Annotated in this window: 15 protein-coding genes; 11 read left to right on the forward strand and 4 right to left on the reverse strand. The window is 56.1% G+C overall.

Going from position 1 to position 23,383, the window contains the following annotated elements:
* Nucleotides 1–345: 345 nt before the first annotated feature.
* The 4 genes from E6C55_RS29665 (at nucleotide 346) to E6C55_RS29680 (ending at nucleotide 4,703) form a co-directional block, all read left to right on the forward strand.
* Nucleotides 346–1,785, forward strand: coding sequence for a spore germination protein (locus tag E6C55_RS29665; protein WP_136373462.1), 1,440 nt, complete (start codon nucleotides 346–348; stop codon nucleotides 1,783–1,785).
* Between the two features lie 17 nt (nucleotides 1,786–1,802).
* A complete protein-coding gene (locus E6C55_RS29670) occupies nucleotides 1,803–2,909 on the forward strand; it encodes a GerAB/ArcD/ProY family transporter (protein ID WP_136373463.1) in 1,107 nt (368 codons plus the stop codon).
* Nucleotides 2,893–4,014 (forward strand): Ger(x)C family spore germination protein, encoded by a 1,122-nt coding sequence (locus E6C55_RS29675; protein ID WP_136373464.1) that lies wholly within the window; start codon nucleotides 2,893–2,895, stop codon nucleotides 4,012–4,014. The genes E6C55_RS29670 and E6C55_RS29675 overlap by 17 nt, the downstream gene beginning before the upstream one ends.
* Nucleotides 4,015–4,478: 464 nt before the next feature.
* The gene (locus E6C55_RS29680; protein WP_136373465.1) at nucleotides 4,479–4,703 is read left to right on the forward strand and encodes a helix-turn-helix domain-containing protein; all 225 of its coding nucleotides are present in this window, start codon (nucleotides 4,479–4,481) and stop codon (nucleotides 4,701–4,703) included.
* Nucleotides 4,704–4,835: 132 nt separating this feature from the next.
* On the opposite strand, the gene E6C55_RS29685 is transcribed toward E6C55_RS29680, so the two are convergent.
* Together E6C55_RS29685 and E6C55_RS29690 are read right to left on the reverse strand one after the other, a co-directional pair.
* Complete coding sequence (locus tag E6C55_RS29685) at nucleotides 4,836–5,225, reverse strand: aspartyl protease family protein (protein WP_136373466.1); 390 nt, start codon at nucleotides 5,223–5,225, stop codon at nucleotides 4,836–4,838.
* The gene (locus E6C55_RS29690) at nucleotides 5,222–5,482 is read right to left on the reverse strand and encodes a hypothetical protein (RefSeq protein WP_136373467.1); all 261 of its coding nucleotides are present in this window, start codon (nucleotides 5,480–5,482) and stop codon (nucleotides 5,222–5,224) included. The genes E6C55_RS29685 and E6C55_RS29690 overlap by 4 nt, the downstream gene beginning before the upstream one ends.
* Here E6C55_RS29690 and E6C55_RS35505 point away from each other — a divergent pair.
* Nucleotides 5,466–5,672, forward strand: coding sequence for a hypothetical protein (locus E6C55_RS35505; protein ID WP_407923776.1), 207 nt, complete (start codon nucleotides 5,466–5,468; stop codon nucleotides 5,670–5,672). The genes E6C55_RS29690 and E6C55_RS35505 overlap by 17 nt on opposite strands.
* Before the next feature lie 282 nt (nucleotides 5,673–5,954).
* Nucleotides 5,955–6,659 carry a hypothetical protein gene (locus E6C55_RS29700; protein WP_136373468.1) on the forward strand — a complete coding sequence of 235 codons (705 nt, stop codon included), beginning with the start codon at nucleotides 5,955–5,957 and terminating at the stop codon, nucleotides 6,657–6,659.
* Nucleotides 6,660–6,876: 217 nt separating this feature from the next.
* On the opposite strand, the gene E6C55_RS29705 is transcribed toward E6C55_RS29700, so the two are convergent.
* A complete protein-coding gene (locus tag E6C55_RS29705) occupies nucleotides 6,877–8,595 on the reverse strand; it encodes a methyl-accepting chemotaxis protein (protein WP_136373469.1) in 1,719 nt (572 codons plus the stop codon).
* Between the two features lie 289 nt (nucleotides 8,596–8,884).
* Here E6C55_RS29705 and E6C55_RS29710 point away from each other — a divergent pair, with 289 nt between their 5' ends.
* On the forward strand, nucleotides 8,885–17,818 hold the full coding sequence (locus E6C55_RS29710) for a family 43 glycosylhydrolase (RefSeq protein ID WP_168735946.1): 8,934 nt from the start codon (nucleotides 8,885–8,887) through the stop codon (nucleotides 17,816–17,818).
* 404 nt (nucleotides 17,819–18,222) lie between these two features.
* Here E6C55_RS29710 and E6C55_RS29715 read toward each other — a convergent pair whose 3' ends face one another.
* Nucleotides 18,223–18,402 carry a hypothetical protein gene (locus tag E6C55_RS29715; protein ID WP_136373471.1) on the reverse strand — a complete coding sequence of 60 codons (180 nt, stop codon included), beginning with the start codon at nucleotides 18,400–18,402 and terminating at the stop codon, nucleotides 18,223–18,225.
* Nucleotides 18,403–18,549: 147 nt separating this feature from the next.
* On the opposite strand from E6C55_RS29715, the gene E6C55_RS29720 reads away from it, so the two are divergent.
* The 4 genes from E6C55_RS29720 (at nucleotide 18,550) to E6C55_RS29735 (ending at nucleotide 23,263) form a co-directional block, all read left to right on the forward strand.
* On the forward strand, nucleotides 18,550–20,085 hold the full coding sequence (locus E6C55_RS29720) for a sugar ABC transporter ATP-binding protein (RefSeq protein ID WP_136373472.1): 1,536 nt from the start codon (nucleotides 18,550–18,552) through the stop codon (nucleotides 20,083–20,085).
* Nucleotides 20,057–21,067, forward strand: a complete 1,011-nt coding sequence (locus E6C55_RS29725) for an ABC transporter permease (RefSeq protein ID WP_230986918.1) — start codon at nucleotides 20,057–20,059, stop codon at nucleotides 21,065–21,067. Before E6C55_RS29720 ends, E6C55_RS29725 begins: the two co-directional genes overlap by 29 nt.
* A complete protein-coding gene (gene yjfF / locus E6C55_RS29730) occupies nucleotides 21,064–22,125 on the forward strand; it encodes a galactofuranose ABC transporter, permease protein YjfF (protein ID WP_136373473.1) in 1,062 nt (353 codons plus the stop codon). Before E6C55_RS29725 ends, yjfF begins: the two co-directional genes overlap by 4 nt.
* A gap of 85 nt (nucleotides 22,126–22,210) precedes the next feature.
* Nucleotides 22,211–23,263 (forward strand): ABC transporter substrate-binding protein, encoded by a 1,053-nt coding sequence (locus tag E6C55_RS29735; protein WP_230986919.1) that lies wholly within the window; start codon nucleotides 22,211–22,213, stop codon nucleotides 23,261–23,263.
* Nucleotides 23,264–23,383 lie beyond the last annotated feature (120 nt).

Below are 23,383 nucleotides of genomic sequence, written 5' to 3' on the forward strand. Positions count from 1 at the left end.
AATAACCATTCTGTGAAAGATGCGTCGAAGAGCCGTATGCGGGAATTCCGCACGTACGGATCTGTGAGGGGGACGGGCACAATCCTCGAAAGGAGAGGCCCTACCTACTCGACCATAAAATCGCAAAGCTGGCGGATCAGAGGGAAAAGACATTGAACCAGAGGGGGCGAATAGCCTCGCGGGGAGCCGGATTGGCGAGTTTCGTGCGAGCATCGGATGGTCTTCGAATGGTCGTCGTGCGAGCGCCGGGCTTGCGTTCTGCCGCGAATGCGAATGACGTATGGTGGACCGGCATCTGGGGAAGGATGAACCTGATCTTCATTCTTCTTCCAGAGGTGAACGGGCATGAATCGGGCAGAGCAAGCAAGCGACGATTTGTCGGCGCCGCCGACAATATCCAACATTGTAGAACAGTTCGAGAACTGCGCCGACTTCATCAGACGCGATTATGCCGCCGGCGGAATCAGCGTCTTCTATCTCGTCTCCGTGGTGGGCCAGGAGCCTCTGTTCCGCGACATCGTCCATCCCTTCGGGACTTCGAGCGAGGAAGACCTGCCGGCTATTCTCGATTACGCTCCTTACCGCTTGGCCGACGATACCAAAAAATGCATTGAAGGAATTCTTGCCGGTCACGCGGCCATCTTCCGGGAGGACAAGGCCTGGCTTGTCGATCTGGGCGAACCGCAGGGCCGAAGCGTCGAGCAATCCGAGACGGAGACGGTTATCGCCGGGCCGCATGACGGCTTCGTCGAGAGCCTGTACCAGAACGTCTCCGTCATGCGCGCGCGGGTCCGCAGCCCGCGGCTGAAGACGGTTATGCTGTCGGTCGGCGAGATCTCCAATACGCAGGTGATGCTGATGTACGTGGACGGCATCGTAAATCAAGATAACGTGGATACGCTGACGAACCGAATTCGCAGCATCGAGATCGATGCGGTCGGCGAAGGCAATATGCTTGTCCAATTGATCGACGAGAACCCGAACTCCGTCTTCCCGCAGTTTATTACGACGGAGCGTCCGGATGCGGCCGTGTCGAAGCTGATGGGAGGGAAGATCGTCGGCATCGTCGACGGAAGTCCCTCCGTCTTCGTATGCCCGACATCGTTCAGCGACTTCTTCTCTTCGCCGGATGATTACTATCAGCGATGGATGCTCGGCTCCGCGCTTCGTCTGCTTCGGATCATCGGATTTGCCATCACGATAGGATTCACGGCTTTCTACGTGTCGGTAACCACCTTCCACTACGAGATGATTCCCCATACGATGCTGCTCAATCTGACGGAATCCCGCAGCAAGGTGCCTTTTCCCCCGTTGTACGAAGCACTTCTTATGGAGACGACGATCGAACTGCTCCGCGAAGCGGGAGCGCGCCTGCCGACCAAGATCGGACAGACGATCGGCATCGTCGGCGGGATCGTTATCGGCCAAGCAGCCGTGCAGGCCGGCTTCACGAGCAACATTCTGATTATCGCGGTCGCTACGTCGGCGATTGCATCCTTCGTCATCCCCAGCTACATCATGAGCGCGTCGCTGCGCCTGATTCGCTTCGGATTGATTCTGCTCGCCGGGCTCCTTGGCAATCTGGGCATCTTCTTCGGAATTACGCTCATTATCATTCATCTGGCGGGAATCACCAACCTCGGGGCCTCGTACCTGACGCCGCTTGCGCCGATGAGCTTCCGGGATATGCTCGATACCATCGTGCGAGGTCCGTTCTGGGCGCTGACCCGGCGGCCGACGATCTCCAGATCGCCTAATCGGGTACGCGTCAAGAGACGAATATGAATAGGCGGTGAGATTTGTTGAAGGAGAAGATCAATGGATTCCATCTGGCGTTATTTATCTACATGTGCGAGCTGGACGTGACCGTCTTCAGCCTCTCCCGGATCACCGCCGAGAATGTCGGGACGAACGGCTGGGCGGCGCTATTGCTGCTGTCTCCTGTCGCTTTGTTCAATATTTATCTTTATCGTCTGCTCTTCCGAGTAGGCGAAGGGCGATCGGCGTTCGAGCTGCTGGAGGGCGTGCTGCCCAACTGGGTCCTGTTCCCGGCATACGCGGTGCTGGCGTTTTTCTGGGTGACGCTTGGAAGCATGATAGGCAAGAACTTTATGCTGATCTATCAGACCTTCGCCTTCCAGACAACCAGCCCGAGGCTTCTGTTTCTGCTCTACTGCCTGGTTGTGTATCCTCTGCTGATCAAGGATGCGTACAGTATTCTTAAAGCGATCACGATCTTTTTTATTCTTACTTGTGCGATGAACCTGTTAAGCCCGTATTTCTTCGGAGATTGGAAGCTTGTCCGACTCACGACTTCTTTCTTCCAAGGGGGGGATCGGGCGCCTTCCTTCCACGGCTGGTTCGAGATTTATCTCGTATTCGTCGGCTTCGAGGTGGTGCTGTTCTTGTTCCCTTACCTGGACAAGAAGGGCGCCGCCTTCCGGGGAGCGTATATCGGTCATCTGCTTATCACGTCCGTTTATCTGCTTGCCGTCATTATCGCGTTCGGCTTCTTCAGCTTCCAGGAAGTCCAGGTTCTGCAGTATCCGCTGATCAACACGTTGGAATACATTGAACTGCCCTTCCTCAACCGGATGGAAAATTTGATCTTCACGGGTTTTCTCTTCGCGAACCTGGTCTCCACGGTCATTTATTGTTATGCCGGCAAGCTTACGCTGCAGCGGATCGTTCCCCGGGTCCCCGACAAGCTCATGTCGGCATTGGTTGTGGCGGCGGTATTCGTGATCAGCGGCTTCTTCCATATTCTGCGTGACATCGAACGATGGCTGCAGACAGGCTTGATGACGGAAGCGATCCTGTCGTTCGCGATGCCGCTCGCTCTGCTTCCGATGGCGGCGTATCTGAAGAGGAGAAAAAGGAGGCAGAGCCAACGTGGGAAAGCTTCGTAATCTCGTCGGGGTTGTCGCGCTGTCCTGGCTGCTGGCGGGCTGCGGCGATCAGCGGGTTCTTGAGAAGATGGGTTTTATCCGGACGGTCGCTTACGAGCTGCCCGACGGAGAGGAAGATGAAGGGAAAAAAGAAAAAATCAAGTTCACCATCAGCATTCCGAAGCTCAACCAGAAGGAGTCCATTCTCTATACGACCATCGCGAAGACGGCCAGGGAGGCGAGGATCGACTTCGATCGCCAGAACGACCGGAGAATCGTGAACGGCCAACTGCGTCAGGCCCTCTTCGGCGAGAGCCTGGCCAGAGAAGGGGTGTGGGAGCATATCGATTCGCTGATCCGGGACCCTTCCATCGGGAATCGCGTTCACTTCCTCGTGGTTGAAGGGTCGGCGGAAAATCTCATGAGGCGGTCGTATCCCCAAGGCGGCACGGCGGGAGAGTACATCGACAACCTGATTCGGACGGAGACGGGAACGCTGAACATGCCGGACACGAATCTGTATTCGTTCACCCGCGATTACTATGACGACGGCATCGAACCGATCGCAGCGATCATACGCGGGAACCCCGGCAGCATCGAATTCAGCGGGATCGCCTTGTTCCTCAAGGACAAGATGGTAGGCAAAGTGCCGCCGGACGATATGCCCTACTTCGGAGCGATGTACGGCAAGGTTAAGTCGGGCGACCTGTTCATGGACTTCAAAGGCGAGCAGTACTCCAGCGACGCCTCGTCCATGCTGTACTTCTCCAGCACGCGGAAGGTCAAGGTCAACGCGCCGCCTTCGGAGCTCGCCGGTCCGAAGGTCACGCTCAAGCTGAGCTTGATCGGTTCGATTCTGGAATACTTCGGCCCTTCCGGAATCAGCAATGCCGACCAGCAGGTCAGGCTGGAATCCGAGATCGCGATGCTCGTCAAGGAGAAATGCGAGGAACTGGTTCGCCGAATGCAGAAGGCCCACGCCGATGCGATCGGAATCGGTCAATACGTTCGCAACGCGATGCCCTATTCCGAGTGGAGGAAGCTCGATTGGGCGGAGACGTTCTCCCGGGCGGATATCGACGTGCAGGTCAAGGTTCGGATCAAGAATGCCGGCAAAATCATATGAGGAGGACGTATGGTCCGGCGAGGTAGGCGGATGGTCTGCGCGGTTGCGGTTGCGGGCTGGCGTCGGTCGCGGAGTGTGCTCGACACCGTCAAGGCTTTCCTGGCCGCTCACATGTGGGCTCCGTCGTCCGCTGTCGGCAAGAAGGAAGAGAGCCTCGCTCGGGAGGCTCTCTTTGGCGCTTGTGCAGTCGTTTTTTCGCGGAAATAGGCGTTCCTCCACGGCCAAACAGGCTCCTGCCCGGTTGCGCGACAGGGATGCGGTTGCATATATTATGTTGAGTCCCGGAGAGCATTGACAGGCCGAGATAGGTTCTGAACGCCATGGTCGCCGCAATATCCGACCTGGCCGTACGCCCAAAATTACCGGGTTACCGCACCAGCATCCGAAGCCGTTCATATGATAAAGTTGACTGTATCCCTTAACCTTGTAATCATTCCATTCCCGGGCAAGGAGGGGTGACACACTTGAAAGGCAACGACCACAAAAGCAAATTCCTTCTAACCAACCGGGAACGCGAAGTCTTCGAACTTCTCGTCCAGGATAAGACGACTCGCGATATCGCCCAGCAACTGTTTATCAGCGAGAAAACGGTCCGCAACCACATCTCCAATGTTATGCAAAAGTTGAACGTCAAAGGTCGTTCGCAAGCGGTTGTCGAGCTTATCAAGCTCGGGGAGCTCAAGATCTAACGCGGCATGCGAGGCGGATTCGCGGGTGCAGCCGGCCTTCTTTTTCGCTGTCCTACCCGGGCGGCGGAAGAGAGGGCTCTTGGTTGTTGAATAACGAAGGCAAGCGATGTTTAGTCTAGAGGATGGCTTGTTTTAGGCGGTAAGCGTAATCTTCATTGTTTCAAAGTCCGCTTTGCAGTTGACTCTCATCATGAAGTCAATGCCAAGTATTCCGTCAAAGCCATACGATTCTTGTATCGATCCGAGCTGGACAGGGAAGTCCTTTAAACAAACATGCTCAATATAAAGCTCAGGGAGAAACTGTTCGTAGCATATCTCGCTTGTTCCCCCGACCCCATACATTCGCTTGGCCCTGCCATGGATAAAATCAATGTCTATACCAATCTGAGCAAGCCTATCGGTATCAAACACAGTTGCTGCACAGCCAGTATCGAACAGGATGTTCGACAAGACAACCGATTGGTTGTTGTGAGATAAGGTCAAAGAAACAATCGGCAACCCGTGTTGGAGGTGGATATTCATGGTCGATGCCGCACACCCGAGAAGAATTCTTCAACTACCTCTACATCGCTTCTGCTGGTGTGGAATACATAGAGCTCGCGTGATGGATGCAGCTTGTGAAAATGTTTGTAACCGCTCCATGCCTCTTGCGGATTATTGTAGTCCTGTATAACCGCCATATCCTCCAATTGACGAATACGCTCATTAGAGCTTGCTTTTATCGCCTCCACTAATACCAAACGGCTTGGATACAGTTCGGTAATTTCTCCCCACTTCATCGGCCGCACCTCGCTTGAATTGTTGTACGTCCAGTATAGCAGAATGGAAGCAAGCGCGGAGAGTGTATGGAGGTCCTTTGCGATTGGAGAGGTCCGCAACCGCATTACGAATATAATGCAAAAGTTGAACGTCAAAGGTCGTTCGCAAGCGGTTGTCGTGCTTATCAAGCTCGGGGAGCTCAAGATCTAACGCGGCATGCGAGGCGGATACGCGGGTGCAGCCAGCCTTCTTTTTCGTTGCCCGACCCGGGCGGCGGAAGAGAGGGCTCTGGGTGGTTCATGGCCAATGCCGCCCACCCGAGAAGAACTCTTCGACAACCTCTACATCGCTTCGACTGGTATGGAATACATAGAGCTTGCGTGATGGATGCAGCTTGCCAAATGTTTGTAACCGTTGTTTAGCGACGTTTATTAAGAACAAACACCTAATAGCCGGAGGTGAATAAACTGGAGCAAGAAGGGAGCTGGAGATATGAATGGTGTGTATTTTGCGAATGGATATCTTCTAATTCCCTATTGGTCCCCGCAATTATCCTCTCTATCGTACAATAATGATTCAGCCCCGCGGAGAAGAGCTCTTCAGCCCGATTCTCCGGATGCTCCGAATAGCTCGGAACCACCGCTATTAATATTCCAGCAACCGCTTATTATTAGTATGTGGAAATACTTTGACGTCCTGTATAAGAACTATGAGGAGTATCGGGATCAAAAATGTATTAAATTTATTGAAACTGATTACAAATGTGAAGAAATAAACTTCTTTGGCACTAAAATTACGTTGGGATGCGGAGGTCAACCGGGTAAGCAAGAATGGCCTTGTAAATATAGGCGGATTTTACGGATTCAACTTCGGGTGAATGCGCGGGACCCTAATCCGAGTACGCAGCATCTGTTAGACAGTCTGAATTGTTTTAAAAATGCCCCAAATGCGGCTAAGAAGTTCGATGAAATTGTTTCATTAGACGCAGGAAGAGTTATTCGAGAGGATACTCTTGAAAAGGCGCGAGCTGAAGCATTGAACACATATATCGAAGAAGTACGCAATTGTATACCAAGTGAGCATCGCAACTGGTTCAACACCTTGGAATTTTCCATTACAACTATGCCAACAGTAATTGAAGACTTTAAGAATATTACTCCGGATCCACCATTGCCGCCGGGGGCGAGACCGATATGATTCGTAAACTGGTCCTGTAAGGATTTTATGCGAAAATTCACATTCGTGCAGCGAGGTAACGGGCAGGTTGGGCGATTCTATGTGAAAAATAGCATACATGGAGAAAATTCCGGTTCGAGTTGCTGTATGTATGCTAAAAATCATATAAAACGTCGGGATTCCCGCTAATTTCGGCTGACGAATGTGAAAAATCACATAAAATCGCGGCAACCTGCCGTCACCGCCGGAAGACGGAGACGGTCTCGTGAAGCTCGCTGATATGCTTGGTCAGAATGTCGGACGAGGCCGCCACCTGCTCAAGCGCGGCGACCTGCTCCTCCTCCATCGAGGAGATCTCGTCGATCTCCTGCTTGATGCGCTCCGCGCGGAGCTCCGCTTCCTTCACGAGCTGATGGACCCGCTGAACGCGCTGGCCTCCATGGTTGATCTCCTCCGTTATCGTCTGGACCTCCGCCTGCACGGCCGCATTCGCTTCATGAATGGACCGATACCCCGCTTGCGCCTTCGTTGCCACTTCTTCGCCAATGTGCAGTTGTGCCATACTCTCCGTCATTCGATTCTGAATCGCTTGCACGGTGTGACGGACATGGCCCATCTTCTCGTCAATCTGCGCGGAGAGGCTCGACGTCTCGCCGGCCAACTGCTTCACTCTGCCAGCGATAACCGCGAAGCCTCTGCCGTGCTCGGACGCTCTCTGCGCTTCGATTGCGGCATTCAGCGACAGGATGTTCGTCTCGGACGAGATTCTGCGGATGTTCTGCAGCATCGCGGCCATCTCTTGCGAGAGCCGATACAGCAGGTTGGCGTCATGGTCCACTTGCGTTACGGTCAGTTTGAGCTTGGCGAATTGGGCCATGAACGCCTTGATGTGCCGATTGCCTTCCCCGGCGATATGCAGCGAATCGCAGGATTTGGCGTTGATCTTGTGCGAATTCGTTGTGATCGATTGGAATAACCGCACGAGCTCGTCGAATTCGCGCACCGATAGTCGGATGTATTCGTCGTGCTCGTACAAGGATTGCGAGACCTTCATGGCCGCGGTGGCGATGTCTTCTCCGGCCTGCTTGTTCTCGCGAAGCCCCGCATCCATCCGGCCGGAGGAGGAGGCGACCTGTTTGTTCGTCTCCCGCACGCTGTCGATGATGGTGCGCAGCGTCTCGAACATGGTGTTGAAGGCTTCGCACAATTGCCCGATCTCATCGCGGCTGCGGCTGAAGACGGGCTCCAGCGCAAGCTGGCCTTGGGCCAACTGGGAGGCGTTCCCGCTTAATTTGCGCAGCGGCACGGCGATCCGACTTGAGATTCTCCAGGCGATGAGCAGAGAAACGGCGATGACGGCAGCAAATACAACGCTGTACAGGAGCACGTTATGGTTGAAGCGGGAGGTGATCGCATCCTTCTCGGACGAGCTCGCGATTAATTTGGCGCGAATCAACTGATCCAGATCCGACTCCACAAGGCTTGAGACCAGCACGATATTCTCGAAGAGGGCCGTCTGCTCGTCGACGGTCGCTTTCGCGGCAATCTGCCGATCCAGCTTGTCCAACTGCGATTTGAGAGAATCCAGCGTTTTACGGACGGCTTCGATTTTCTCTGTGACTGCGGGTGCTCGCTCCTTCTTCTCCAATTCCGATAATTGCTCTTCCATATGTTCGATCATCGCATGATGCCCGCTCTCCTCGAAGGTCTGCCGTCCGTTCACGATCTTCTCGATCTCCGGGTCGAACTCCGACTTGAGGGAGCCGGTCAAGGCATTGGCCTTCTCGATGGACACGAGCATGGCGTTGTATTGGCCGATATCGTTGTTGAATACGATCAACTGAGCCCCGCTTACCGTCCCCATCAATACGAGCACCAGGACAAATGCGATAATCAGTTTGCTTCTAATGGGCAGGTGTCTGTACCCGTTTATTCGATTCACTCTTATTAGATTCATTTGACGGCCCCCTTGGAAAATAATTCATGTCAAAACTGCTATGCCCAACCTACTATGAAACTCGGGGGGAAGTCTTTAGTATATTCAGCTATTTTATGCAATGTTCCGATGTTTGGAAGCGATTCCATTGACGGCTGCCCATAAAGCTGAAAAGTATATAAAAAGACAGTTTATTCTAAATACGAACGGAACCCCGATCCTCTATCATGAATAATCATGACCTGGTCATCCGCGAGGAATGTCATGAGCAGGTTCGTTATTCATTATGTCTAGAGGAGGCAAAAAAGCGTTGAGAAACTCGGCAGCAGGCAGGAAAAAAATAGGACGTAAAGCTTGGGCGTTTATCCTATGCGTCAGTATGCTGTGCTCCTTCATGTCGCCGGCCATGACTTCGGCGGAAGAGGTTGCGGTTACGGCAGTTGCGCCGCTGAAGGCGTTCCATGAAGACTTTAACGGCGGGAATTCCGTCAGTTGGACGACTTATCACGGGACATCCGCCGAAGACGGCCGCGGGATCTGGTCCGTGAATGCAGCGAAGCAGTATAGCATCAAGGGGTCGCCGGGCGCCAAGACGGTGGCGGACAATACGTACTTCCAGGACCTCGTCTATGAAGCGGATTTGACCGTCGGTGGGGCCAACTCCGACTCGACCGGTTTGCTCTTCCGGGTGAACAACCTGTCCGACAACGTTGCCGACGGCTACACCGGCTATTATGCGGCATTGACGGTGGACAAGAAGGTGACGCTCGGCCGGGTAACGGGCAACGGCGATGTGTGGAAGGAGCTGGTGGCGCCGACGCCGGTCCGTTGGAATCGCGGACACGTTAAGGTGATCGCGGTCGGCAACCATATCCGGATGTACCTGAACGATATGGACACTCCGGTCATCGACTATGTCGACAACGACGGCCAGCAAATTACGGAAGGCGGCCAGATCGGGCTGCGAACGTGGTGGGGAACCACAACGATCGATAATATCGTCGTCAGAGAGTATTCGGAGCAGCAGACGGCCGCGCCCGAATTCAGTGTTGCTCCCGGCAATTACGCCCAATCGCAAGCGATTGCATTAACGTCGGCTGCGCCCGGCGCGGTTATTCGATACACCGTGGACGGGAGTCAGCCGAACAGCGGCTCTCCGGTGTATGTGGCCCCCATTGCAGTGACGGATGCGACAATTGTCCGAGCGTATGCCGAGAATTCGGGCGAGATGGTCTCCGATACGGTCGAGGCATTCTATTCGATCTCCAGAACCGAGGCGGAGTGGACGGACGACTTCGCGGACGGCAATGCGGACGGATGGACAACGTACACCGGCATCCAGACAGGCGTATGGACGGTAACGGACGGAAGATATGAAGTGCAGAACGGCAGAGGCGACAAAGCGATGCTGGCTGTCGCTCCCGAGAATTTTATTGTGGAAGCGGCGATCAATCCTTACGCAAGCGGGCAAGCAAGCGGATTCGCGCTGCGGGTCAGCGATCCCGGGAACGGCGCGGACAAGATGAGCGGCTACTTCGTCGGGATCTCCCCGATCGGAACGCTTGAAGTCGGCAAGATGAATTCTGCGGGGAACGGCGGTGCCGGCCAATGGACAAGCATTGCGAACCAGACCGCCGCCGTCTATCCCAATACCGATAACCAGTTGAAGGTAGCAGGGCTCGGTTCGACCTATTACGTCTTCTTGAACGGCAAGCTGGAGTATCAGTTTACGGATGCGGACTACCAGACCGGCGCAATCGGACTGAGAGCCTGGAACGACAACAACAAAGTGTCTTACGACAACGTCAAGATTACGAGCTTAACGAACAAAGCGGAAGACTTCACAGCGAGCTTCGATGACGGAACGGCTCCGGGCTGGACGACGTACGGCGGCACCTGGAGTGCGGCAGACGGCAATTACAAGGTGTCCAAGGGTGCCGGCTACAAGGCGGTGGCGGATGGAACCCAATACAGCAATCTGACGTTCGAGACGGATATTGCGATCAGCAACGGTTCGAGCGACTTCAATGCCGGTGTGCTGTTCCGCGTCAGCGACCCGACGGTCGGCACGGACAATCTGAAGGGGTACTATGCCGGGATTAACGTCGACGGACATGTCGCGGTAGGCAAGTTCAACAACAATTGGACAGGGCTGGCCTCGATTCCTTATCCGATCAACCAGAACCAGGTTTACAGGCTGAAGGTCGTGGCCGAGGGGAAAAACATCGATGTGTATGTGGACGGAGAGCACGTGGTCAGCGTTGCGGATCGGTCCTATTCGGAAGGCGCTATCGGCCTTAGAACATTTAACGTTAACGCCGTCTACGACAATATCCGAGTAACGGACAGCGGGCAGGTGGTCCAACCGACCTATGATTGGTCATGGGTGCAAGGGGCGGTATTCGTACCGACCAACGCGGTTAACCAGATCGAGCAATGGCGCAGCTACGATCACGATATTAACGACCGTGAGCTGTCGTATGCCAAGACATACGGGATCAACTTCGTGCGGGTGTTTATGCACAATCTGCTGTGGGAGAACGACAAGGATCATTTTATTGCGAATATGAATGATTTCCTTGCCCTGGCAGCCAAGTACGATATTAAAGTAGAGCTTGTGTTCTTCGACGACTGTTGGGACGATTACCCGGTATGGGGCGATCAGCTTGCGCCCAGATACGGCGCGCACAACAGCCGCTGGGTGGAGGCGCCGGGCGATGCCGTCAAGGCGGACTACGCCGCCAACAGAGAGAAGCTTAAGGAGTACGTCCAAGGTGTCGTGCAAGCGTTCGGCAGCAATGACGCCGTCGTGTTGTGGAACATCTATAACGAGCCGAGCAACGGCGAGAGCGGCTTGATGGACACCGTTACCAAACAGATCATGAACGATGCCCGCATCTGGGTTAAGGAGACGGGCTCGACGATACCGGTCAGCTCGACGGGCGGCCAATTCTCGGGCGGACCGTTCTCCGACTTCATTACGTACCATCCTTACGAAGCGACCTATCCGACGTATCCGGACCAGTTCGGACCGAACAGCGAGGTTCTGGCCGATGAGGTGATGAACCGGTTGACGCAAACGGTGCCCGGCGTCGTTGAGAACTTCGGAGACAAGGGCTTGGGGTTTGTCATGTGGGAGCTTGGCATTGGCCGGGACAACACGAGATTCCCTTGGGGGAGCGACGTGAATCCGCTGACGGAAGAACCGACGGTTCCCTTCCATGGCGTCGTCTATCCGGACGGCCACCCGTGGGATGTGAATGACATCCGAGCGTTGGTAGGCGATGCTTACGATACGCTGCCGATCTTTAACGTGCAGTACTTCAAGGATACGAGCTTCTCGCAGCTCGCGAAGAAGTCCATTACGCCTCGCATCGACTTCGATCTGGGAGACGAGAGAGGAACAGGCTCGCCCGATCCGACGGCAGGCATCGGCGAAGACAACTTCTCCGTGAGATGGAACGGAACGATTCAGCCGGCCGCAACCGGCGACTATACGATCTTCGCGGACAGCGACAATATCGCGAGAGTATGGATCGGCGGCACGGAAGTGATCGACAAGGAATCGAACGTTCGCGAAGAAGTTAGCGGCACGATCAGCCTGACCGGCGGAGACAAGCTTGCGGTAACGGTCGAATATGTACACGCGACAGGCGCTGCCAGCTTGCACCTGAGCTGGTCCGGACCGGGCATGGCCAAGCAGGTTATGCTTCCGGTATTCACCGCCATTCCGGTTGATTCCGTGACGGTAACGCCGTCCGAGGTATCGGTCAAGGTTGGCGAGACGAAGCCGTTGATCGCGTCCTTCGTGCCGGCCAATGCTTCGAATCAGCAGGCGACCTGGACTTCCAGCAAGCCGGGGGTCGCTGTAGTCAGCGCCGACGGCGTGGTGAAGGGTCTTGCCGTAGGAACGGCAACGATAACGATCACGACGGCCGACGGCGGGAAGACGGCGACGGCAGAGGTGACCGTGACGGAAGGAACCACGTTCACGAACCCGATTGTGCCGGTCTCCTCAAGCGCAGGTTCGGCGGACCCCTCGATTGTGTTCAAGGACGGCTACTATTATTATGTGAAGTCCGTGAACGACACGTCATTGGCTGTTGCCAAAGCGAAGAGATTGGAAGACATCGGCTCGGCGCCGCGCGTAACGGTGTATACGCCGCCGACAGGCTCGACGTACTCGAAGGAGCTGTGGGCTCCGGAATTGCAGTATATTAACGGCAAGTGGTACATCTACTTCGCTGCAGACAACGGCAGCAACGCGAACCATCGGATGTACGTCCTCGAAGGGAATTCGCAAGATCCGCAGGGCACCTACACGTTCAAGGGGAAGCTATCGGATTCCACGAACAAGTGGGCGATCGACGGTACGGTGCTGCAGGCGGACAACAATTCCTTGTACTTCGTATGGTCGGGTTGGCCGGGCGATGTCGACGGCAGACAGAATCTCTACATCGCACCTATGAGCAACCCGTGGACGATCAGCGGGGAACGGGTATTGATCTCCACGCCGACGGAGTCGTGGGAGACGAATGCAACGCCTTACGTGAATGAAGCGCCCGAGGTGTTGAAGAAGGACGGCAAGGTGTTCATCGTGTACTCCGCCAGCGGAAGCTGGACGGACAATTACACGCTGGCAATGTTGACGAACACGGATGGCGACTACCTGAACGCGGCTTCCTGGACGAAGAGCGGCCCGCTCTTCACCAAGATCTCGACTACGTTCGGTCCGGGCCATAACACGTTCGTCCAATCTCCGGACGGAACGGAGGACTGGCTTGTTTATCACGCAACATTGAAGTCCGGCGCAAGCTGGGGCAATCGCAGCGTGAGGGCGCAGAAGTTCGCCTGGAATCCGGACGGAACGCCGAACTTCGGAACCCCTGTCGCGTACAACGCGGCGGTGGAGCAGCCTTCGGGCACGCCTGTCGTTGACCGTGTCAAGTATGAGGCGGAGGATGCGGAACTGCATGGCAACGCTGCCGTTATAACGTCGGAGAACAGCTCCGGCGGCAAGGTCGTCGGCAAGCTTGAGACGGCAGACAGCGATTATGTCGAGTTCACGGTTGAGGCTGCACATGCGGGGGCTTACAGCCTGATCGTTATGGCAGAGAACGGCTCGGCCGATTCGGCGGCGGCCGAGCAGGTCGTAACGGTTAATGGCGCCGCAAGCCAATCGATCTTCTACCCGTACTTCGGTCTGGAGCATATCAATCCAAGCTCTGTCGATGTCATGCTGACTGAGGGCACGAACACGATCCGGTTTACGAAGGCGGCCAATACGGCACGGCTGGACTACATCGTACTCGACCGAATTGTGGCCGATCCTGCGAACAATCTTCCGGTCGAATCGTTGACGCTGGACAAGACAACGATCAATCTGCCCATCGGAACCTCTGCGATGTTAACGTCGTCGCTTAAACCGATTATGGTATCCGATCAGACGGTTAACGTGCAATCCTCCAATCCTGCGGTTGCGGCCGTGACGAAGGTTGGAACCGATTCGGCAACGGGGACCGCGATGTTCAAGGTAACCGCCTTGCAGCCGGGCACGGCGCAGATTCAAGTCGTCAGCGCCGCGAACGGCAGCGTCATGGCGGATAGCTTCGTCAAGGTTGTGCCGGCTCAGCAAGAGCCCGATCTGTCGCTTTACGATGTCGATTCGTTCGATACGCCTGCTCTCAACAGCACGTGGTCGATTTTCCAAGAGTTGTCCTCCAACTGGAGTCTCACGAAGAACAGCGGGTTCATGACGATCCGCACGACGGCGACGGACATCTACGAGGGCAACAACTCGCTGAACAATGTATTCCTGCGGGATGTGCCGGCAAGCGGGGACTTTGAGATCGTGGCGAAGTTCACGGCGCCGGTAACGCTGAATCACCAGCAAGCGGGCATCCTCGTCTGGCAGAATGCGGACAACTTCGTGAAGCTCAGCCATGTATGGGCGAACGGGAAGGTTCTCGAGACGGCCTACGAGATTAATGCCAAGTATCAGAAGCCGGGCAACTTCGTCAAGCATCCGGGCGGAGATACGCATATCCTGAAGATCAAGAAGATAGGCAATGTGTATACGACCTACTATTGGGACGGGTACGAGTGGATTCAAGCCTCCGATCCGGTCACGGCTTCGCTCGGCAGCATCAAGGTAGGCTTCTTCGCCAGCAATATCGTAGCGAGCGATTCGCCGATCGACGCGACCTTCGATTACTTCGCCATTCGGGAGATCGCAGGCGGCGTGGACGTGTCTCCGAAGACGGCAACGCTGCAGGTCGGGGAGACGGTGCAGCTTGAGAACTCGGGCAGCAGCGGTTCGGCTGTCGCTTGGACTTCGGCCAACCCGAGCATTGCGACCGTCAGCGGTACGGGATTGGTTGAGGCGAGAGCGCCGGGAAGAGCGGTTATTCAAGCGGTATCGAGCGGCGGAGACTTCAGCTCGCAGGCCGTTGTGACGGTATCCGGCGGCGTTGCTCCCGGAGAGCTGCTGTACAGCGAAGAGTTCGCCGGCGGGGACTTGGGCGACTGGGCCACCTATGGCGGCGTATGGTCTGTGCGTGACGGCGCTTATGCCGCGACAAGCGGCAATGGCAATAAAGCGATGCTGGAGACCGAGCAGTTCACCGACTTCGTGCTGGAGGCGGATGTGAAGATCGTCAGCGGAACGGAAGCCGGCCTCGTCTTCCGAGCTTCTGATCCGGATGTGGGGCCCGACGCGCTGGAAGGGTACTACATCGGAATTAATGCGGCGACCAAGTCCGCTGTACTGGGCACGTTCGCGAACGGCAAGTGGAGCGAGATCGCGACCAAGAACTTGCCGATCAGCGTGAACGTATGGTATCCGATCAAAGTGGTGGCGAGCGGCAATCATATCCAGGTCTACATTAACGATAATCCGCTTAATGAGAAGCCATATCCGAAGTTTGATCTGGCCGAGCCGTCCCACGCTTCGACCGGGCTGATCGGCTTAAGAACGGTCAATGCGGCTGCGCAGTTCGACAATGTGAAGATCATCTCCTACGAGGAGACCATCACGGGCGCTACCTACAACAACTTGAATCTGCTCGGCGGCATCGCCGACCCGCATGTGATGTACTACGAGGGCGTCTATTACCTCTACGGAACGGACACGGCGAAGTCTTCGACCGATATGCAAGTCGGCATTAAAGTGTATACGTCGACCGACCTTGTCAACTGGACGGAACGAGGCTATGCCCTTAGCAATGAAGATTCATGGGGCAGCAAGCAGTTCTGGGCCCCCGAGGTGATCGAGAGAGACGGCACCTTCTATATGTACTACGCCGTTGAGGAGCATCTGGCGGTTGCCTCAAGCGATTCGCCGCTCGGACCGTTTAAGCAGGAGGTCCAAGCGCCGCTTCATCCGGATACCAAAGAGATCGATGCGCATATCTTCACGGATGACGACGGCAGGTCGTACATGTACTTCGTTCGCTTCAACAACAACAATCATATTCTTGTCGCCGAGATGAACGAGGACATGAAGTCGATCAAGGAGGACACCATTCAGTTCGTATTCGCTCCGACGCAGGAGTGGGAGAACAGCCAGAAGGAGCCGGTTGCCAGCATCAACGAAGGGCCGTTCGTCATCAAGCATAACGGCACCTACTACATGACGTACTCCGGCAACCACTTCCAGAGCCCGGATTACGGGGTCGGCTATGCAACGGCGCCGACGCCTACGGGACCGTGGACCAAGTATGAGTTCAACCCGATTATGAAGTCCAACGAGCTCGTACCCGGAGCGGGGCACCATTCGTTGATTCAATCGCCGGACGGCACCGAGTTGTTCATGGTGTACCATACGCACTATGCCGTCGGTCAGACGGAGCCGAGAAAGCTGGCGATCGACCGGGTCCAATTCGTGCCGCAGGAGAATGGGCCGGATCTGATGGAAGTATGGGGTCCAACGATGACGCCGCAGCTTATGCCTTCTGCAGATGGAGGCGGAGGCGACGGCGGGGAAGGCGAAGGAGACTTCGTGAATGTGGATTCGCTCGTCTTGAGCGGTCAAGGCGGAGCAACGACGATCGCAACGAAGGGCGGAACGCTGCAACTGACGGCTGACGCGCTTCCGAGCAATGCCACGAACCAATCGGTGACCTGGTCGATCGAGAACGGCACGTCCCTCGCGACGATTACGGCTGGCGGCTTGTTGACGGCCGTCGCGGATGGCACGGTAACGGTGAAGGCCGTATCGGTCAGCAACCCGTCGGTGTCGAGCACGATTGCGATTGCGATCTCCGGCCAAGCGCAGGCAGACCCCGGCTCCGGCTCCGGTCCGGGCACCCCGCCGGTTACGACACCGGGCACGGAGACGCCGGCAGAGAAGCCGGATGAGAAGCCGGATGGAAGCGGAGAGCTTGCCGTGTCTATCGTGGATACCAGCAAGCTGCCTGCCGAAGCCCGCGCCATTGCCCGCGGCAATCCTGTCTACGAGGTCACGTTCAGCGTGGACGGAAGACCTGTCCCCGACTTCGGCGGACAATCGAGGAAGGTATCGCTCGACTACAGCTTGAAGTCGAACGAGAAGCCGAACCAGGTTGTCGTGTACTGGATCGGCGACGACGGCAAGCCCGTTCTTATCAAGAACGCGAAGTATGATGCCGCCACTCGCACCGTACAGTTCAATGCCGCGCAAGCCGGCATGTACGTTGCGGTCAGCAACGCCGTTGCGTTCACGGATCTGGCCAAGGCGGCATGGGCGCAATCGAGCATTGAAGCGCTCGCGGCCCGCGGCATTGTGAGCGGCGTGGGCGGCGACAAGTTCTCGCCGGACAGCAAGGTGACGAGAGCGCAGTTTATTACGATGCTGATGAACGCGTTCGACTTCGCGGCTTCGGGCGAGGCAAGCTCGTTCGGCGACGTGAAGGAGGGCTCCTGGTATTACCAGGCTGTCGCTCTTGCGCAGCAGCTTGGCATCGTCAAGGGCAAGCCGGACGGCAGCTTCGGCGTGGACGACGAGATCACCCGCGAAGAGATGGCGGTTATGGCGTATCGTGCTTCCCAGCTTGCCAGGGTTGATCTTGGCGCTGCCGGTGGAACGCAATCGCAGCCATTCGCGGATCGGTCCGACATTGCCGCTTACGCCGCCGATAGCGTCAGCGCCATGCAAGGCGCAGGAATTATCAACGGCAAGGGCAACGACCGGTTTGCTCCGAAGGATCACGCTTCGCGAGCAGAGGCTGCCAAGATCATTTACAGCCTGTTTAACCTGCTGCCTTAATTCCAGCCTTAATCCCAGCCGCCGCCTCCGTTCTCATCGGGGGTGGCGGTTTTTGGCCGCATATAAGAATCTATAAGCTTTGGGGCAGCCCATTTAGAATCGTGCGGGAGGGGGACCGGGCATCTCGTCGGACTCGCCGGATAGAGGGATTTATGTGAAATATCACATTCGAGCGTCGCGATAACGGGCAGGTTGGACGATTCTATGTGAGAAATAGCCTATATAGAGAAAACTCCGGCTCCCGTTGCCGCATGTAGGCTAAAAATCACATAAAACGCCGAGAAAGCGGCTCATTCAAACCGATGAATGTGAAAAACCGCATAAAATCGCAAAAGAGCCGGCGGATCAGAGGGCAAAATGGGCTCACGGAGCGGGAGAGGAGCGGCGCGCTCAATGCCTAGAGATCAGCTAGCCATGCATCCGGTACGCGGCACCGTCTCCCCCGCACCGTCTCCCCCCGCGCCGTCTCCCCCCGCGCCGTCTCCCCCGCGCCGTCTCCCCCGCGCCGTCTCCCCCGCGCCGTCTCCCCCGCGCCGTCTCCCCCGCGCCGTCTCCCCCCGCGCCGTCTCCCCCTCTGGGGGCATTAGGTCTCCTCTCCCGCTCGTTCAGGTAAACATAAGTCCGAATAGTATATAAAAGACCATTTGCGTGTAAATACAGCGCTCTTCCGAATCCGTAAAATGAGAGATGACCAATAAAAACAGAGTGTTCATCCAGGAAGGAGTGGCCTAATGAGGAGCGGAGACGTACTGCTGAAGATGGAAGAAGTGAGCAAAACCTTCCCGGGGGTGAAGGCGCTCAGCGACGTGAACTTTACCCTTCGCCAAGGCGAGGTCCACGCATTGATGGGCGAGAACGGCGCGGGGAAGTCGACCTTGATAAAAGTGTTGACCGGCGTTCATCCGATGGACCAAGGGAAGGTATATCTGAACGGAAGACCGATCGTCGCCAGATCGCCGCTGGAAGCCCAGCACCTTGGGATCAGCACCGTCTATCAGGAGATTAACCTGTGCACGAATCTGTCGGTGGCGGAGAACCTGTATATCGGGCGCTTGCCCAGGCGAAGAGGGGCGATCGATTGGAAGAAGATGCATGCGGACAGCGAGCAATTGCTGAGGCGTTTGAATTTGAACCTGGATGTGAAGAAATCCCTGTCCGATTATTCGGTAGCGATTCAGCAGATGGTCGCCATTGCCAGAGCGGTGGACATGTCCAGCGGCGTGCTGATTCTGGACGAGCCGACGTCCAGCCTTGACGCCCAAGAGGTGCAGCAGTTGTTCGCGGTAATGCGCAAGCTTCGGGACGAAGGCATGGGAATCGTCTTCGTCACCCACTTCCTTGACCAGGTCTATGAGATTACCGATCGCATCACGATTCTGCGCAACGGGTCGCTGGTCGGCGAATACGAGACAAGCAAGCTGTCCAAGAGCAGCCTGGTCACCCATATGATCGGACGCGAGTGGAAGGAAGAGGACGAGCATCGCAAGACGGAATCGAGCTATACGCCGGAAGTGGTGATGGCGGCGAAGTCGCTGACCCGGGCGGGGTCGATCAAGCCGGTAAGCCTGAGCGTGAGGAAGGGCGAAGTCGTCGGGTTGGCGGGACTGTTAGGCTCCGGACGTTCGGAATTCGCCAATCTGATCTTCGGCATCGATCAAGCCGACAGCGGCGTCATGACGCTCGGGGCCGAGCAGTTCCAATCGATGAACCCGAAGAAGGCGATCCGCCAAGGGATCGGGTTCTGCCCGGAGGATCGCAAGATCGCCGGCATCGTAGGGGAACTGACCATCCGCGAGAATATTGTTCTGGCCCTGCAGGCGAAGAAGGGGATCTTCAACTATATTCCGCTGAAGAAGCAGCAGGAGATCGCACAGAGGTTCATCGACCTGCTGCGGATCAAGACGCCGAGCATGGAGCAGCGGATCGACAACCTGAGCGGCGGCAATCAGCAGAAGGTCATTCTGGCCCGGTGGCTGGCCACCGAGCCGAAGCTGCTTATTCTGGACGAGCCGACACGGGGAATCGACGTCGGTTCCAAGGGCGAGATTCGCCGGCTTATTCTCGACCTGGCGAAGTCGGGGCTCTCCATCCTTATTATCTCGTCCGAGCTTCAGGAGATGATTGAATGCGCGGACCGGATCGTCGTGCTTCGCGACCGGATGCAGGTGGGCGAGATCAGCGGCGGCGACATGAATGAAGCAAGCATTATGAAGATGATTGCAGAGGGAGGCGGAACCAGTGAGCAATACCCGCAGACGGGCAGCTAACATCATGCATACGAAGATCATCTGGCCCCTTACCGCCTTGGCCGCGATCCTGCTGTTTAATTTGTTTTTTGTCCCGGGATTCTTCCATATGGAGATCAAGGACGGTCATCTGTTCGGCAGCTTGATCGATATTCTGAACCGTGCGGCGCCGATTATGGTCATCGCCATCGGGATGACGCTGGTCATTGCGAAGGAAGGAATCGACATCTCGGTAGGCTCCGTGCTGGCTATCGCAGGGGCGGTCGCAATCTCCCTGATCGGCGTTGTGCCGCTGTGGATGGCAATCGGCGCCGCTCTGATCGTCGGCGCTCTGTGCGGCCTCTGGAACGGCGTGCTGATTGCTTACCTGGGCATACAGCCGATGGTCGGGACGCTGATCCTGATGACCGTCGGACGGGGCATTGCCCAGCTCATTACGGAAGGCAAAGTGTTGACGACGGACAGCAAGTCTTACGGATTTATCGGCAAGGGGTTCTTCCTCGGGCTTCCCTTCTCGATCTTTATCGCGGCGTTCGTGTTCCTTCTCGTACTGTATCTGAAGAAGCGCACAGCGCTCGGCCTGTTCCTGGAAGCGACGGGGACCAACAAGGTGTCCAGCGAATATGCGGGGGTGGAGCCTCGGAAAATTTACCTGTTCGTCTATATCGTATGCGGGCTGTGTGCTGCGATTGCGGGACTGCTCGTGAGCTCGAACATCAGCAGCGCCGACGCGAATAACGCCGGCTTGTGGATCGAGCTGGATGCGATTCTGGCCGTTGTTATCGGCGGAACGTCGATGCGCGGCGGACGGTTCTTCCTGGCAGGCACCGTAATCGGCGCGCTGTTCATTCAATCCCTGACCACAACGATTTATTCCATGGGCGTGCCGCCCGAGAGAATCATGGTGGTCAAAGCGATTGTCGTTATCATCGTAAGCTTGATGCAATCCGATCGCTTCAGGCAGATGTTCCAGCAGAAGAGCAAGAAGGCGGTGATCGGATGAAGCTCGAACGGATGAGGCTGGGCCTCCGAATCAACCAGAACAACATCATTATTTTCTCAACCTTGCTTCTGATCCTTCTGTTGTACGGAGCCGGTTCGGTGCTTTATACGGGCTTCTTCTCCTGGCAGGTGTTCTTTAATCTCTTCATCGACAACGCGTACCTGATTATCGTGGCCACCGGCCTTGCCTTCGTTATTATTACAGGCGGCATCGACCTGTCGGTCGCCTCCGTGGTGGCTTTTATCAGTGTCGTATCGGCCTCCTTGCTGCAGCAAGGAATGAACGCCTATGCCGTCATGGCGATCTGTCTGATCATCGGCATCTTGTTTGGCGCAGCGCAGGGCTACCTGATTCAACGCTTCGATCTGCACCCGTGGATTGTTACGCTGGCGGGGATGTTCCTGGCGCGGGGCGCGAGCTACTTCATCACCACGCAGAGCATTGTCATCGAGAACCCGACGTACCTGTCGATATCGAAGTACAAAATCCATCTGGTCGGGTCGAACTTTATCTCGGTCAGCGTTATTATCGCCTTGGTCGTAGTCGCGCTGGCGGTCTACGCAGCGAAGTATACCGAGTTCGGCAGAGCGGTGTTCGCCGTCGGCGGAAGCGAGAAGTCCTCGGTTCTGATGGGTCTTCCCGTTCCCCGCATTACGGTGCTGGTCTATACGATCAGCGGCTTCTGCTCGGCGCTTGGCGGGATTGTGTTCACGTTCTACATGCTGTCGGGCTACAACCTGCACCTGATGGGAATGGAGATGGATGCGATTGCGGCCTGCGTCATCGGCGGCATCCTGCTGACAGGCGGCTTCGGCTACCTGGTCGGCCCTCTGCTTGGCGTGATCTGCTCCGGGATCATTCAGACGATCGTCATGTTCCAAGGAACGCTCAGCTCCTGGTGGACGAAGATCGCGGTCGGCTTCCTGCTGTTCCTGTTCATTCTGCTGCAGCGAGTAATCGTTATCCGCAGGCAGAGACGACGGGTGATCAACCATGGAAGCACGATGACGCCTCCGCAATTGCAGCCGTTAACGAATGCTGAATATAGCAAATTATAACGTTATTTTCTAAATACAATCGATTTATAAAACTTTATATTGGGAATGCAAGCAAAACATAGAATTCAAAGGGAGGAACAAACAAGTGTTTAAATTCAAAAAGAGCTCTTACGTAATGACAACCGTGCTGGCGGCGGGGCTGCTGTTATCCGCATGCGGCAGCAACAACGGCGGCAGCGGCGGCGCAAGCAGCTCGCCGGCGAACACGGGCACGAACACGGAGAGCGCGGCTCCGGCAAGCTCGCCGGCAGCGGACAAGAAGATCGTGCTCGGCTTCTCGCAGATCGGTGCGGAGAGCGGCTGGCGCGATGCGGAGACCCAATCGATCAAGGATACGTTCGGCAACGATCCGCAATTCGAGCTGAAGTTCTCCGATGCGCAGCAGAAGCAAGAGAACCAAATCAAGGCCATTCGAACCTTTATCTCCCAGAAGGTAGATGCCATCGCCCTCGCTCCGGTCGTGGAATCCGGATGGGAGACGGTGCTGGAAGAAGCGAAGGCGGCCAACATTCCGGTCTTCCTGCTTGACCGTACGGTCAAGGTAAGCGACGAGTCCCTGTACACGTCGTTCATCGGCTCCGACTTCATTCTCGAAGGCCAGAATGCCGCCAAGACGATGATCGATCAGCTTGGCGCCGACAAGCAGGTCAACATCGTCGAGCTTCAAGGCACGGTTGGCGCAAGCGCCGCGAACGACCGCCAGAAGGGCTTCCAGGAGATTGTTGACGCCAACCCCAACTATAAAATCATCAAGTCGCAATCCGGCGACTTCACGCGCGCCAAGGGCAAGGAAGTGATGGAAGCGTTCCTGAAGTCCGACGGCAAAAACATTCAAGCCGTGTATGCCCACAACGACGACATGGCTCTCGGCGCCATCCAGGCCATTGAAGAATATGGCTTGAAGCCGGGCACCGACATCTTCGTCGTATCGGTAGACGGCATCAAGGCGGCCTTCGAAGCGATCCGCGACGGCAAGCTGAACGTAACGGTGGAATGCAACCCGCTTCTCGGGCCGCAATTGAAGCAAGCCATCCTGGACTACCAGGCCGGCCAAACGCTGGAGAAGTGGATCAAGTCGGACGAAGACGTGTACTTCGGCCAGAAGGCCATCGACGCCTTGCCGAACCGTTTGTACTAAGGGCTAAAACGATAGATTGCAAAGGGGCTCCCGCCTCTTTGCAATTTGTTATGTTCCGCGGCTGGCAGCCGAAGTATACTGATAGAAACATAGAAATAGGTGAGAATGTGATAGCGGACA

Source organism: Cohnella fermenti (genome assembly GCF_004801405.1).
GTDB lineage: Bacteria > Bacillota > Bacilli > Paenibacillales > Paenibacillaceae > Cohnella > Cohnella fermenti.

What these genes read in the sequence shown, in the direction of transcription:
- E6C55_RS29700 (WP_136373468.1), top strand. Translation starts at nt 5,955, where the DNA reads ATGAATGGTGTGTATTTTGCGAATGGATATCTTCTAATTCCCTATTGG.
- E6C55_RS29665 (WP_136373462.1), top strand. Translation starts at nt 346, where the DNA reads ATGAATCGGGCAGAGCAAGCAAGCGACGATTTGTCGGCGCCGCCGACA.
- E6C55_RS29685 (WP_136373466.1), bottom strand. Translation starts at nt 5,225, where the DNA reads ATGAATATCCACCTCCAACACGGGTTGCCGATTGTTTCTTTGACCTTA.
- E6C55_RS29690 (WP_136373467.1), bottom strand. Translation starts at nt 5,482, where the DNA reads ATGAAGTGGGGAGAAATTACCGAACTGTATCCAAGCCGTTTGGTATTA.
- E6C55_RS29720 (WP_136373472.1), top strand. Translation starts at nt 18,550, where the DNA reads ATGAGGAGCGGAGACGTACTGCTGAAGATGGAAGAAGTGAGCAAAACC.
- E6C55_RS29705 (WP_136373469.1), bottom strand. Translation starts at nt 8,595, where the DNA reads ATGAATCTAATAAGAGTGAATCGAATAAACGGGTACAGACACCTGCCC.
- yjfF (WP_136373473.1), top strand. Translation starts at nt 21,064, where the DNA reads ATGAAGCTCGAACGGATGAGGCTGGGCCTCCGAATCAACCAGAACAAC.
- E6C55_RS29715 (WP_136373471.1), bottom strand. Translation starts at nt 18,402, where the DNA reads ATGCCCCCAGAGGGGGAGACGGCGCGGGGGGAGACGGCGCGGGGGAGA.